This is a genomic window from Enterobacter cloacae complex sp. IR5412 (assembly GCF_049237385.1).
Lineage (GTDB): Bacteria > Pseudomonadota > Gammaproteobacteria > Enterobacterales > Enterobacteriaceae > Enterobacter > Enterobacter intestinihominis.
The window spans coordinates 270,240-283,836 of the sequence record NZ_JBMKHQ010000004.1 but is presented as its reverse complement, the minus strand read 5'-3'; the positions used below and the strand labels follow the sequence as shown (position 1 = coordinate 283,836).

General features: G+C 57.9%; 13 protein-coding genes. 5 read left to right on the top strand and 8 right to left on the bottom strand.

The features are described 5' to 3' along the window. Positions 1-90: 90 nt before the first annotated feature. Positions 91-885, bottom strand: a complete 795-nt coding sequence (locus tag ACOTX2_RS10045; RefSeq protein WP_023299471.1) for a TraB/GumN family protein — start codon at positions 883-885, stop codon at positions 91-93. 103 nt (positions 886-988) lie between these two features. Then, positions 989-3,487: a copper-exporting P-type ATPase CopA gene (gene copA, locus ACOTX2_RS10040; protein ID WP_063843850.1), complete on the bottom strand. Its 2,499-nt coding sequence runs from the start codon at positions 3,485-3,487 to the stop codon at positions 989-991. Between the two features lie 108 nt (positions 3,488-3,595). Between copA and cueR the strand changes: the two genes are divergently transcribed. Further along, positions 3,596-4,006: a Cu(I)-responsive transcriptional regulator gene (gene cueR, locus ACOTX2_RS10035; RefSeq protein ID WP_017383222.1), complete on the top strand. Its 411-nt coding sequence runs from the start codon at positions 3,596-3,598 to the stop codon at positions 4,004-4,006. Here cueR and ACOTX2_RS10030 read toward each other — a convergent pair. The 3 genes from ACOTX2_RS10030 to ACOTX2_RS10020 form a co-directional block, all read right to left on the bottom strand. Further along, complete coding sequence (locus ACOTX2_RS10030; RefSeq protein ID WP_023305604.1) at positions 4,003-4,455, bottom strand: NfeD family protein; 453 nt, start codon at positions 4,453-4,455, stop codon at positions 4,003-4,005. The two genes, cueR and ACOTX2_RS10030, sit on opposite strands and share 4 nt — an antisense overlap. Further along, positions 4,452-5,366, bottom strand: coding sequence for an SPFH domain-containing protein (locus tag ACOTX2_RS10025; RefSeq protein WP_003858941.1), 915 nt, complete (start codon positions 5,364-5,366; stop codon positions 4,452-4,454). The genes ACOTX2_RS10030 and ACOTX2_RS10025 overlap by 4 nt, the downstream gene beginning before the upstream one ends. A gap of 154 nt (positions 5,367-5,520) precedes the next feature. Continuing rightward, a complete protein-coding gene (locus ACOTX2_RS10020) occupies positions 5,521-6,375 on the bottom strand; it encodes a hypothetical protein (RefSeq protein WP_022647288.1) in 855 nt (284 codons plus the stop codon). A gap of 142 nt (positions 6,376-6,517) precedes the next feature. Here ACOTX2_RS10020 and fetA point away from each other — a divergent pair, with 142 nt between their 5' ends. Next, positions 6,518-7,189 (top strand): iron efflux ABC transporter ATP-binding subunit FetA, encoded by a 672-nt coding sequence (gene fetA / locus ACOTX2_RS10015; protein WP_063147956.1) that lies wholly within the window; start codon positions 6,518-6,520, stop codon positions 7,187-7,189. After that, positions 7,182-7,964, top strand: a complete 783-nt coding sequence (fetB, locus tag ACOTX2_RS10010) for an iron efflux ABC transporter permease subunit FetB (protein ID WP_022647290.1) — start codon at positions 7,182-7,184, stop codon at positions 7,962-7,964. Before fetA ends, fetB begins: the two co-directional genes overlap by 8 nt. 49 nt (positions 7,965-8,013) lie before the next feature. Here the strand turns inward: fetB and ACOTX2_RS10005 are convergent, their stop codons facing one another. Genes ACOTX2_RS10005 through tesA form a run of 3 tightly spaced genes read right to left on the bottom strand, consistent with a single transcriptional unit; the run spans position 8,014 to position 10,349 of the window. After that, positions 8,014-8,868, bottom strand: coding sequence for a co-chaperone YbbN (locus tag ACOTX2_RS10005; protein WP_022647291.1), 855 nt, complete (start codon positions 8,866-8,868; stop codon positions 8,014-8,016). Positions 8,869-8,926: 58 nt separating this feature from the next. Then, a complete protein-coding gene (locus ACOTX2_RS10000; RefSeq protein WP_096216772.1) occupies positions 8,927-9,736 on the bottom strand; it encodes an SDR family oxidoreductase in 810 nt (269 codons plus the stop codon). Further along, complete coding sequence (gene tesA, locus ACOTX2_RS09995; protein WP_003858933.1) at positions 9,717-10,349, bottom strand: multifunctional acyl-CoA thioesterase I/protease I/lysophospholipase L1; 633 nt, start codon at positions 10,347-10,349, stop codon at positions 9,717-9,719. Before tesA ends, ACOTX2_RS10000 begins: the two co-directional genes overlap by 20 nt. Between tesA and ybbA the strand changes: the two genes are divergently transcribed. Next, entirely contained in the window at positions 10,320-11,006 is a 687-nt protein-coding gene (gene ybbA / locus ACOTX2_RS09990; RefSeq protein WP_023299477.1) for a putative ABC transporter ATP-binding protein YbbA, read from the top strand. The two genes, tesA and ybbA, sit on opposite strands and share 30 nt — an antisense overlap. After that, positions 11,003-13,417 (top strand): putative ABC transporter permease subunit YbbP, encoded by a 2,415-nt coding sequence (gene ybbP, locus ACOTX2_RS09985; RefSeq protein ID WP_063147957.1) that lies wholly within the window; start codon positions 11,003-11,005, stop codon positions 13,415-13,417. The genes ybbA and ybbP overlap by 4 nt, the downstream gene beginning before the upstream one ends. Positions 13,418-13,597: the final 180 nt, after the last annotated feature.

The following is a 13,597-nucleotide window of genomic DNA, read 5'->3' as shown; positions in this document are numbered from 1 at the left end:
GCGACAATCGGCGTAGCCGAAGGTCACTTCGGTATAATAAAAACGATGAAATTCCTCTTTGACGGGCCAATAGAAATATTGGCCATTTTTTTATTTCAGCAGCGACGGCAAATTCCCTTCTCCGTACAAATGCAACGCGCCAACCGCGACAACATAACGACCGGCAGGCAGGGCATACAGCGTCTCCCGCCACGCCTGGTTGCGCGCGTTCATCAGCACATCATACAACGATTCACTGAACGTCGACGGTAACGCCAGCTTACCGTCTGCGGGCGGCGCATCCAGCCACCAGCCAATCATCGTTTGCAGCAGACGCGCGTTGGTGTGCCAGTGGGTCAGGGTATCATCCAGTAGCATCTTACCGTCATCAGGAAGCTGGCGAAGAAGCGCAATCTGGCTGTCCGTGCCTTCCAGTTCAATGACGGACAGGTTGCACGCCCGTGCCGCATTCAGCAGTTGATAATCGATACCGTAATCGCCGCGCAGCCCCAGGCGCTGCGCCTGGGTTGCCTGTAGCACCATGGCAATTTGCCACAGGGGCAGGGTGTCGAGCATTGAGAGCGAGACGCCGGACTCATCCGCAAGACGGGTAAGCTCAGCCAACTGCGTCTCGTTAAGACGTTCAGCCAGGGGGCGGTCGCTTTCCAGCCCGGCAAACGGCGATTCATGGCCGGAGATGTCGGCTTCGACGATCAGCGCGTCGGCGCGCTTCAGTAGTTTAATCAGGCCGGAGGGCAGGGGGGACATATCCTGCGTGCCCATATGAATGCTTCCCACCAGGTGCAGTTGCTGCCCACCCGGAAGCGAAATATCCATACCGGGCCAGGCATAACGGCGGGGAAAAAGGGCGCGAAACGATGTTTTTATACGATTAAACAGACCCATACGCGCTCCATAAACGGAAAGGTTCATGCTAGCGCGTGGGGAAGGGGGGCGCAATAGGCGAAAGCCGGGCGGCGCTGCGCTTACCCGGCCAGCTTCCGGGATTCTACGCTTTCGGTTTAAACCGCAGCAGACGGTTAGCGTTGCTCACCACGGTAATTGACGAGAGCGCCATCGCCGCACCCGCAACAACCGGGTTCAGCAGGGTGCCGGTCAGCGGCCACAAAATCCCGGCGGCAATCGGAATGCCGAGCGAGTTATAGACGAAGGCCCCCAGCAGGTTCTGCTTCATGTTGCGCAACGTGGCTTTCGAAATCGCCAGCGCATCCGCCACACCCATCAGGCTGTGGCGCATCAGGGTGATCGCCGCGGTTTCAATGGCGACATCGCTCCCGCCGCCCATCGCAATACCTACGTCAGCCTGCGCCAGCGCCGGGGCGTCGTTGATGCCGTCGCCGACCATCGCCACCTGACGACCATCACGTTGCAATTTCCTGATGGCGTCCGCTTTGCCATCTGGCAGTACGCCGGCTATCACCTCATCAATCCCGGCTTCTCTGGCGATGGCGTTAGCGGTAGTCGGGTTATCACCGGTTAACATCACCAGGCGATATCCCGCATGGTGCAGGCGTTGCAAGGCATCCACGCTGTCCTGGCGTAACGGATCGCGCACGGCCAGCAGCGCCGCCACCTGACCATTCCTCGCCAGCAGAACCGGCGTCGCGCCCTGAGAGGCCTGCGCGTTCAGCTCAGCGTCCAGCACGGACGTATCAACACCGTGTTCAGTTAGCAGTGCCTGGTTACCCAGCAGCAGCGTATGGCCTTCTGCTTCACCGCTGACCCCTAAACCGCGCAGGGTGCGGAAGTTGCTTACCTGCGGCAGACGGGCATCACCGGCTTTCTCAAGGATGGCGCGCGCCAGCGGGTGACTGGAGCCTTGTTCCAGCGCGGCGGCCAGGCGCAGGGCATCCGTCTCCGTACAGCCAATGGTATTAACGGCCACTACCTGCGGTTTGCCCTCGGTGAGCGTGCCGGTTTTGTCAAAGACGAGGGTGTCCAGCGTGCTTGCCCGTTGCAGGGCGTCAGCATCACGGACCAGTACGCCAAATTCGGCGGCGCGTCCGACGCCAGAGATAATCGACATCGGCGTGGCCAGACCAAGGGCACAAGGGCAGGCGATGATCAGTACCGTGGTGGCGATCACCAGGGTGTAGACAATCTGCGGCGCCGGGCCGAAGAAATACCAGATTGCCGCGCTCAGCAGGGCAATACCGACCACCACTGGCACAAAAATGGCGGAGATTTTATCGGCAAGCTGACCAATTTCCGGCTTACTGCTCTGCGCCTGGCGGACCATCCGAATGATGCGTGACAGTGTGGTATGACTGCCAACGGCGCTGGCGCGGAACAGCACGCTGCCGTCCTGTACCACCGTACCCGCATGCACCTCATCGCCCTGAGATTTCTGCTGGGGGATCGGCTCACCGGTCAGCATGGCTTCATCAAGCCAGGCATCGCCCTGGGTGATTTCACCGTCGACGGGCACGCGGTCACCGGTGGTGAGACGAAGCGTCATACCGGGTAGCACCTCTGAGAGAGGAACGCTTTTTTCCCCATCGTCGGTGACCACGCGGGCCGTCGGCGGGGTTAAATCGAGTAATCTTTCCAGCGCTTTCGACGAGCGCTGACGCGCGCGGGCTTCGAGCATATGGCCTAAGTTAATCAGACCTATAATCATCGCGCTCGCTTCATAATAGAGATGGCGCGCCTCCATCGGGAACCACTGCGGCCAGACGTTAACGCTCATCGAATACAGCCACGCCGCACCCGTCCCGAGCGCGACCAGCGTGTCCATCGTCGCGGTGCGGTTTTTCAGGCTCTTCCAGGCGCTGGTATAGAAATGTCCGCCTGCAAACACCATCACCGCAAGGGTAATCAGACCAATCACCAGCCACAGGGTGCGGTTGTCTGCGGTGACCATCATGTTGTCACCCATCATGCCCCACACCATCACCGGAATACCGATCAGCAGGGCGACGATCGCCTGCCAGCGGAAGCGCTTCATGGTGGCGACAGCCGTTTCCTGCTGGCGCTCGCGGCGCTCGGCATCATCTTCGATGGCCTCCGCCCCGTAGCCCGCTTTCTCCACGGCCTGCACTAAATCTGCGGCGGAGGCACTGCCCATCACCAGCGCAGTACGCTCCGCCAGGTTTACCCGTGCCTGTGCGACGCCCGGTACCGCCTGTAAGGCGTTTTGTACCCGGGAGACACAGCTGGCGCAGCTCATGCCGTTGATCAGCAGCTGTTGGCTGTCATCAATATCATCAGCTACCGGAAGCTCAGGAGTGGCCGCTGTCAGTGCTTCCGACGGGGATGATGACTCTGCCAGCGGTTTAGCCTTTGGGTGGCTTAACTCCGCCCCGTAACCGGCCTGTTTAATGGTATCAATCAGCGCGTCGGCGCTGGCGCTGCCGGTCACGGCGGCATGATCGATAGTCACCTCAGCGCTTTCCACATCAGGACGCTGCTCCAGGCTTTCTTTAACACGTTTAACACAGTGGCCGCAGGAGAGGCCGTCCAGTGTCAGGTCAATAGTGTGAGACATAACAAAACTCCCGTATAATGTTCTGGTCAATTGTTGACCTTCACTCTGCTTTTCGCTAACTGTTATGAAGGTTAAACCTTCCATCAAGGGGAAGGTCAAGGGGGAAATGTGAATATCAGCGATGTTGCGAAAAAAACCGGCTTAACCAGCAAAGCGATTCGCTTTTATGAGGAAAAAGGGCTGGTGACGCCACCGTTGCGCAGTGAGAACGGCTACCGCAGCTATACGCAGCTGCATCTTGATGAACTGACGTTACTGCGTCAGGCAAGACAGGTAGGATTTAACCTTGAAGAGTGCGGCGAGCTGGTTAACCTGTTTAACGATCCGAAACGCCACAGTGCCGACGTGAAAAAACGTACGCTGGAAAAAGTGGCGGAGATCGAACGCCATATCATCGAATTACAGGCGATGCGTGAGCAACTGCTACAGCTGGCAGAATCCTGCCCGGGAGATGACAGCGCCGAGTGCCCGATTATCGACAATCTTTCCGGCTGCTGCCACCGTAAAACCCACGCCTAACAGGCTTTAACCCGCAGGGTAATGCCTTCTACCGCAATGACCTCAACCCGCGTGCCGGCGCTGAGGTCATCATCGGCCACCACCGGCCATGAACTGTCCCCCACGCGCATATGACCGCGTCCGTTGATCAGCGCGTTATCAAGCGTAAAACGTTTACCCACGATCTGCTGCCCACGCTGATTGAGATGCGCGTCGACCGGCTTCTGCGCCTTCACCCGTTTGTTCAGCCAGCGCCACCACAGCCAGGCGGCCAGCAGCGTCAGCACGGCAAACAGCGCGCCCTGCCACTCCCAGCCGACAGGCAGCAGCCAGACGACCAGCCCGGTAATCACAGCGGCAACACCGCTCCACAGCAGATAACCGTTGCCGCCAAGCATCTCGGCGGCCAGCAGCAAGCCGCCAAGGCTTAGCCAGAACGCATGAGGATGTGCAACGATGAGCTCAATCATTTTTTACGCTCGTTTCCGCCGTCTTTGATCAACTCGGCAATTCCGGCGATAGATCCCATCAGACTGCTGGCATCCAGCGGCATCATCACCACTTTGCTGTTGTTCGCAGAGCCGATCTCCTTCAGCGCATCGGTATATTTTTGCGCGACGAAGTAGTTCACAGCCTGGATATCCCCGGCGGCAATCGCCTCGGAAACCATTTGCGTCGCGCGGGCTTCCGCTTCTGCCGAACGTTCACGCGCTTCTGCCTGGAGGAAGGCAGACTGACGGTCGCCCTCGGCTTTCAGGATCTGCGACTGTTTTTCCCCTTCCGCTTTCAGGATCTCGGCCTGACGCACCCCTTCGGCTTCAAGAATATAGGCGCGTTTGGTACGCTCGGCCTTCATCTGCGCGTTCATGGAAGCAATCAGCTCTGCCGGTGGGCGCACGTCGCGGATCTCAATGCGGGTCACTTTGATCCCCCACGGATTGGTGGCTTCATCAACAATGTGCAGCAGGCGGGTATTAATGCTGTCGCGCTGGGAGAGCATTTCGTCCAGCTCCATCGAGCCAAGCACGGTACGGATGTTGGTCATCGTCAGGTTGACGATCGCCAGCTCCAGGTTGCTCACCTCATAGGCCGCTTTCGGCGCATCAATCACCTGAATAAAGCACACCGCATCGATGGTGACGTTGGCGTTATCCTTAGAGATGACTTCCTGGGAAGGAATATCCAGCACCTGCTCCATCATGTTGATTTTACGCCCAATTCTGTCCATGAAGGGGACGATCAGGCTTAAACCCGGCTGAAGGGTATTGGTGTAGCGACCGAAACGTTCGACGGTCCACTGGTAACCCTGCGGGACAATTTTGACGCCTGCGCCCACGATAACCAGCGCAACGAAAATAAGGACAGGAACAACGATGAGCATAAAAACCTCCTGTTTTGCATGCCGTAACGAGAAAAATTGCGTATTTGTTGAACGTAAGTATATCGGTTAACGGGCGGGATTTCGCCCCTGTAAAGAGGTGGGAACCGGACTGGTAAAATTAAAACGCCCCGCCAGGAGAGCGGGGCGCATAGCGTTACTCTTCAGACCAGGTATAGCTGAAGTCGGTGATAAACCCATCCCCGGCGTCAGCGATGGCTTTCGATAAGCCCTGATAGTATTTTTCCAGGCCGATGGCCTCTATCTGCTGGATCTGCTCGCGAACGGGAGCGCAGAACAGTACTGCATTGCCCGCTCCGACACGTTTGTTGTTCGGCGGCAGATCGCCGGTAATCCCCTTAAACCAGGTTCTGATCCCTTGCTTTAAGCTGTGCGGCGCTTTTGCAAGATCCTTCTGGCCTGTCAGCACCTGTAAGGTGGGGAACTCATTTGCATTGACGGCGGTTTTCATGCGTGCAAAGAACGCGGTAAAAAGCTCAAAAGAGCCGAGATCCGTGACGCGAGGCTTGGTGGTTTTTCCGTTTTTATTGCCCATTTTTCCGGCAGGGGCTGTAGGCGCCGGAACCACATTGACCTTATGCAGATCCAGACCAAACAGCAGATTGCAGTGCGCCCGGCGCTCTTTAAGCGGGTAGGACATTAGCACGTCAATAAACGCTGTCGCCTTCACATCGGCCAGGTCATGGTTAATCAGCCATTGCGAGCGGGCAAATTCCGCGGGGGAAACGAACCAGTCCGGCACCTCAGTAAAGCGTCTGGATTTACCCTTGCCGTCAAACTCGAGAAAGTAAGCCCCATCATCGAAAGCAAAATAGCAGTTTTTAAAGCTTCCGATCGTGGTGTTAACGATGAGCGCCTTCTTAACAAAATCGACCACCTCTGCACCCATGACAAAACGCGTGAGTTCAGAAGAATTGATGACTTCCATTAATGTTTCCACATCTGGAACACCAGGCTTCAGGGAAGAGAACTCATAAAAGATATGTGTCATGTTGCTGACTTCCTGTAGTTATAGAGGTGACAATTACCGAACAAAAAGTTTAACACTTGCGATAGGTTAAGGCTATTCGCGCAGCGTAGCGGAAAGGATTATGCTAAAGGCTGTTCTTATCACAGCGGTTAACGGAATCGGAATGAATAATAAAAAAAATCTTCTGGATATCAGGGATGTTGGCTTTCGTGTGGTTGATAACACCATCCTTCAGCACGTCGATTTTTGTCTCTCTCCGGGCGAATTTAAACTCATAACCGGCCCCTCCGGCTGCGGCAAAAGCACCCTCCTGAAAATCGTGGCTTCGCTACTGAGTCCAACGGAGGGAACCATCCTGTTTGAAGGGAAAGATATCGCCACGCTTACACCGGAAAGCTATCGCCAGCAGGTGTCATACTGCGTGCAAACGCCATCCCTGTTTGGCGACACGGTGTACGACAATCTGGTTTTCCCCTGGCACATCCGCAACCAAACGCCCGATCCGAAAAAGTTTGCGGACGATCTGACCCGTTTTGGGCTTCCGCCGGAGACGCTGACCAAATCGACTGCCGAACTGTCAGGCGGGGAAAAGCAGCGCGTCTCGCTGATCCGTAACCTGCAATTCCTGCCGAAGGTGCTTTTGCTGGATGAAATCACCAGCGCGCTGGATGACGCTAACAAGCGCAACGTCAATGAGATTATTCATCGCTACGTCCGTGAACAGGATATTGCCGTGCTGTGGGTGACGCACGATTCAAACGAAATTAGCCATGCGGATGATGTCATCACGCTCAGGCCGCAGGGCGGGAAAATGCAGGAGGCTCACCGTGGGTGAACATAACATAACCAACGAATCGCTGGCGCTGTCGATGGTCCTGGTGCTGGTGGCGATTGTGGTCAGCTACCGGGAGAAGCTGGGGCTGGAAAAAGATATTCTGTGGAGTATTGTTCGCGCGGTTATTCAGCTCATCATCGTCGGCTATGTGCTGAAATACATCTTCAACGTCAATCATGCCGTGCTGACCCTGTTGATGGTGCTGTTTATCTGCTTTAACGCGGCATGGAACGCGCAGAAACGCAGTAAATACATCGATAAAGCGTTCCTCTCGTCGTTTATTGCCATCACCACCGGGACCGCGTTAACGCTGGCAGTACTGGTGCTCTCCGGCTCGATAGAATTTACGCCTATGCAGGTGATCCCCATTTCCGGGATGATTGCGGGCAATGCGATGGTGGCGGTCGGGTTATGCTACAACAATCTGGGGCAACGCTTCAGCAGTGAACAGCAACAGCTTCAGGAGAAGCTAAGCCTGGGCGCGACACCGAAGGTGGCCTCGGCGCGGTTGATCCGCGACAGCATTCGTTCTTCGCTGATCCCAACGGTGGATTCCGCCAAAACCGTGGGTCTGGTGAGCCTGCCGGGCATGATGTCGGGGCTGATTTTTGCCGGTATCGATCCGGTAAAAGCGATTAAATACCAGATTATGGTGACGTTTATGCTGCTCTCTACGGCGAGCCTGTCGACGATTATTGCCTGCTATCTGACCTATCGGAAGTTTTACAACGCGCGCCACCAGCTGGTGGTGACGCAGTTGAAAAAGACGGGGTAATATCGGCTTTTGTAGGCCCGGCAAGCGTTAGCGCCACCGGGCATTTTTGTTAGTAAAGCAATGCGTACAGCTGACGACGATACTTAGACGCCAGCGCGTCACCGGTGCCGAGCGCGGCCAGGATCTCCTGGAACATCTTTCGCGCCTGACCGTCTGCGGCGCCCAGGTCCTTCTGAAGGTGGCTAAACAGCAGCTCCAGCGCCTCTTCATTACGCCCCACCTGATGAAGCTGAAGCGCCAGCTGGCTTGCCAGCGCGGCATCCGCCGGGTTGTCCGCAACCTGCTGCTGAAGTTGCTGAATTTCAGGGGTATCCGCCGCCTGTTTCAGCAGGTCAATCTGCGCCACCAGGCCCTGATAGCGGGTGTCCTGATCCTGCATCGGCACCGTTTTCAGCACGGCTTCCGCGTCTTCGGGGCGGTGCAGCGCAATCTGGGTCTCTGCCAGCAGCAGACCAATCTGGCTGTTCTGGTTCGACAGCTGCCACGCGTCTTTTAACAGCGGCAGCGCCTCGTCGTACTTGCCTTCCTGCATCAGCGCCATGGCTTCCTGCGCTTTCAGCTCTTCTTCGCGCGGCAGGACTTTATCCAGCAGGGCGCGGATCGCCTCTTCCGGCTGCGGCCCCTGGAAGCCATCCACCGGCTGACCGTTCTGGAACAGGTAGACGGTTGGGATCGCACGCAGGCCAAACTGGGAAGCCACCATCGGTTCGGCGTCACAATCCAGCTTCGCCAGAATGAATTGACCGTTGTACTGCGCGGCAAGGCTTTCCAGGACCGGCGTCAGCTGCAGGCAGTGTTGGCTGCGTTCAGACCAGAAGTAGAACAGCACCGGTGTAGTCATTGACTGTTCGAGTGTCTGTTGCAGGTTAGCTTCAGTTATGTTGACGATATTCTGTACGGACATGCGGCATTCTCTTTTATCGGTTTACTCTTTACATGGGGGTAAGCGTCGTCGCTTCAACTCAACCCTGCAAAATTTTGTCCATCATCCGCCCCGGCAGCAGGCGTTTCAACCAGCCGACGGCATGGGTCACCAGCGTCACCGGATAGCGCATTTTAGGGGTATCGCTCTCAAATGCGTGGCGCACTTTGGCAACCACGGCTTCTGGCCCAAGCGTAAAACGCGCCGCGATACCGGGATTTTCGACCGGTTGGTCCGCCTGCGTCTGGTTAACGTTTTCCGTAAAGCGGGTGCGGATGGGGCCCGGTTCAATCAGGCTGACCTTAATGCCGCTGTGGCGCAGCTCCATGCGCAACGCATCGGACCAGGCTTCAAGCGCATATTTACTGGCAGCGTAAGCCCCGCGTCCCGGCGTGGAGATCAGGCCCATCACCGAGGAGGTCATGACAATCCGCCCTTCGCCGTGCGGCAGCATGGCGGGGAGAAGGCGCATGGTGAGCTGATGCGCCCCAAAAAAGTTTGCGGAGAACTGCTGCTCCAGCTGTTCCCGTGAGAGGGTCTGTAGCGGGCCGTATACGCCATAGCCTGCATTGTTGAACAGGCCGTAAAGCCGGTTGCTGGTCAGGGCGATAACCTCGTCGGCGGCCTGCTCCACGCTCTCTGGCGAATCGAGATCCAGCAGAATGCCGGTAAATCCCAGCCCTCGCATGCGTTCGACATCCTCGGGTTTGCGGCAGGCTGCCAGCACCCAAAACCCCTGACGTTTCAGTTCAAGGGCGCTTTCAAGGCCAATTCCGCTGGAACATCCTGTTATTAAGACCGATTTTTGCATAACTTTACCTGTCAGGTTCTCAGCTGTTTGACGAGTCATGTTTTACTAAAGGAGCCAGCCGGGTTGCCATCCAGTCGGCAATGAACGGCTGGGCATCGCGATTGGGGTGAATGCCATCATCCTGCATCCACTGGGGTTTCAGATAGACCTCTTCCATGAAAAATGGCAGCAGCGGAATATCAAACTCTTTGGCAAGCTTAGGATAGATCGCGCTAAACGCCTCATTATACCGACGGCCGTAGTTAGCGGGCAGGCGAATTTGCATCAGCAGCGGCTGGGCGTTAGCGGCCTTAATGGTCTGCAAAATAGTCCGCAGCGTTTGCTCCGTTTGCTGTGGCTGGAAGCCGCGCAAACCATCATTACCGCCCAGTTCGACCAATACCCAACGCGGTTGATGCTGCTTAAGCAGGGCAGGCAGGCGCGATAAGCCTTGCTGCGACGTATCGCCGCTGATGCTGCCGTTAACGACAGACGCCCGGGACTGCCATTTATCATTGAGCAGGGCGGGCCAGGCCGCACTGGCGGCCATACGATAGCCCGCGCTCAGGCTGTCGCCCAGAATCAATAACGTGTCCGCAGCCGCCGCGCGGAAGGTCATCAGCATCAAAAACAGGAAGGGCAAATGCCAGCGGAAAACATTGTTGAAGTTCATTGTCTTAAGAAGTCCGTCGGTCAGGGAGAACACGAGCTTTCCATCCTCACCGGAGTTGAACTCGTTGTCAAACGTGCCGAAACCATCGCCCTGATTGGCGAATCCGGTTCCGGTAAGTCCACGCTGCTGGCCATTCTCGCCGGGCTGGACGATGGCAGCAGCGGGGAAGTGAACCTGGTCGGCCAGCCCCTCCATGCGCTTGATGAAGAGGCGCGCGCCGCGCTGCGTGCCCGGCATATCGGGTTTGTCTTTCAGTCATTCATGCTGATCCCAACCCTCAACGCGCTGGAAAACGTTGAGCTGCCCGGCCTGCTGCGCGGTGAAAATACCCGCGAAAGCCGCGATCACGCCAAAGCGTTGCTGGAACAGCTGGGGCTGGGAAAACGTCTCGACCACCTTCCGGCGCAGCTTTCCGGCGGTGAGCAGCAGCGCGTGGCGCTGGCCCGGGCGTTTAACGGGCGCCCGGAAGTGCTGTTTGCCGATGAGCCCACGGGCAATCTCGACCGTAAAACCGGGGACAAAATTGCCGATCTGCTGTTTTCCCTCAACCGCGAGCATGGCACCACGCTGATTCTGGTTACCCACGACCCGCAGTTGGCCGCCCGCTGCGACCGCCGCCTGCGGCTGGTGAACGGTGTTCTTCAGGAGGAAGCATGATTGCCCGCTGGTTCTGGCGCGAATGGCGCTCGCCCTCGCTGCTGATTGTCTGGCTGGCGTTGAGCCTGGCGGTGGCCTGCGTGCTGGCGCTCGGCAGCGTCAGCGATCGTATGGAGAAAGGGCTTAGCCAGCAGAGTCGGGAATTTATGGCGGGGGACCGGGCTCTGCAAAGTTCTCGCCCCGTGCCGCCGGGCTGGATTGAGGAAGCGCGCAAAGAGGGGCTAAAGGTGGGAGAGCAAATCACCTTCCAGACCATGACCTTTGCGGGCGACACGCCACAGCTTGCCAGCGTAAAAGCCGTGGATGACATCTACCCGATGTATGGTGACTTACAAACCAGTCCGCCGGGGCTAAAACCGGCCTCCGGTACGGTATTGCTGGCTTCGCGTCTGATGGCGCTGCTGAACCTGAAACCCGGCGACAGTATCGACGTCGGCGACGCGACCCTCAAAATTGCCGGGGAAGTGGTGCAGGAACCCGACTCCGGATTTAATCCGTTCCAGCTCGCGCCGCGCCTGCTGATGAACACTGCTGATGTGGCGAAAACCAACGCCGTCCAGCCGGGTAGCCGCGTCACATGGCGCTATAAGTTTGGCGGGACGCCTGCTCAACTGGAGGCGTATGAAAAATGGCTCCTGCCTCAGCTCAAGCCGGAACATCGCTGGTACGGGCTGGAGCAGGATGACGGGGCGCTCGGCAAATCCCTTGAGCGTTCTCAGCAGTTTCTGCTGCTGTCGGCGCTGTTAACCCTGCTGCTGGCCATTGCGGCCGTTGCCGTGGCAATGGGGCACTACTGCCGCAGCCGTTACGATCTGGTGGCGATACTCAAAACCCTCGGCGCGGGCCGGGCACAGCTGCGCAAGCTGATTGTCGGCCAGTGGCTGATGGTGCTGGCGCTGTCGGCTCTGACCGGCGGGGCGATAGGGCTGCTGTTTGAAAAGCTGCTGATGGTGCTGCTCAAACCGGTCCTGCCCGCTGCGCTGCCGCCTGCCAGCCTCTGGCCGTGGCTGTGGGCCATCGGCGCGATGACGACGATCTCCCTGCTGGTGGGGTTACGCCCCTACCGGCTGCTGCTCGCCACCCAGCCGCTGCGCGTGCTGCGCCGGGATGTGGTGGCCAGCGTCTGGCCGCTGAAGTTCTATCTGCCGGTGATTATTGCGGTGGCAGTCGGGCTGTTGGCCTGGCTGATGGGCGGCAGTACGCTGCTGTGGGCGGTGCTGGCGGGCGCGGTGGTGCTGGCGCTGCTGTGCGGCGTGGTGGGCTGGCTATTGCTCAATCTTCTCAAAAAGCTGACGGTGAGATCGCTGCCGGTGCGGCTGGCGGTTAACCGACTGCTGCACCAGCCGTGGTCTACCCTCAGCCAGCTCTCGGCATTTTCGCTGTCGTTTATGCTGCTGGCGCTTCTGCTGGTGCTGCGCGGGGATCTGCTGGATCGCTGGCAGCAGCAGCTTCCGCCGGAAAGCCCGAACTATTTCCTGATCAACATTGCTCCCGAACAGGTGACGCCGCTGAAGGGGTTCCTGTCTGAGCATCACATTATTCCGGAATCGTTCTATCCGATCGTGCGCGCCCGCCTGACGCAGATCAACGGCCAGTCCACGGAGGGAAATAAGGATGAATCGCTCAACCGCGAGCTCAACCTGACCTGGCAGGCGAAACGTCCGGACCATAACCCGATCGTTGCCGGCACCTGGCCGCCGAAAGCGGGGGAAGTGTCGATGGAGGAGGGGCTGGCGACACGCCTGAACGTGAAGCTCGGCGATAGCGTGACCTTTACCGGTGATACCCAGGATTTCACCGCCAAAGTCACCAGCCTGCGCAAAGTGGACTGGGAAAGCCTGCGGCCAAATTTCTTCTTCATCTTCCCGCCGGGCGCGCTGGACGGACAGCCCCAGGGCTGGCTGACCAGCTTCCGCTGGGAAAACGGCAACGGCATGCTGACGCAACTGAACCGAGAATTTCCGACGGTGAGCCTGCTGGATATCGGCGCGATCCTCAAACAGGTCGGGCAGGTGCTGGAACAGGTGAGCCGCGCCCTGGAGGTGATGGTGGTGCTGGTGACCGTCTGCGGCCTATTGCTGCTGCTGGCGCAGGTGCAGGTCGGCATGCGTCAGCGTCATCAGGAGCTGGTGGTCTACCGCACGCTGGGGGCCAGTAAACGGCTGCTGCGCGCCACGCTGTGGAGCGAATTTGCCCTGCTCGGGCTGGTGGCGGGCCTGGTGGCGGCCATCGGGGCGGAAACCGCACTGGCGGTGCTTCAGACGAAAGTCTTTGATTTTCCATGGGAGCCTGACTGGCGGCTGTGGTTAACGTTGCCCGTCTGCGGTGCGGTGCTGCTGTCCCTGTGCGGTGGCTGGCTCGGGACGCGGCTGTTGAAAGGTAAAGCGCTGTTCCGCCAGTTTGTCAGCTAGTTTACTTGCGTGATGATGACGCACCGGCATTTCTGCTGGTGTGTCATCGCTTAATAGCACAAATCGTTAATACCCATGCATTTAGTAGCACAAAACATTAAAAACCCGCCCACACAGCCCGAATTTTTCCGGTTAATATTCACCAGCTAAATATTTAGCAGCGTGTCTATCAAGGAAAAA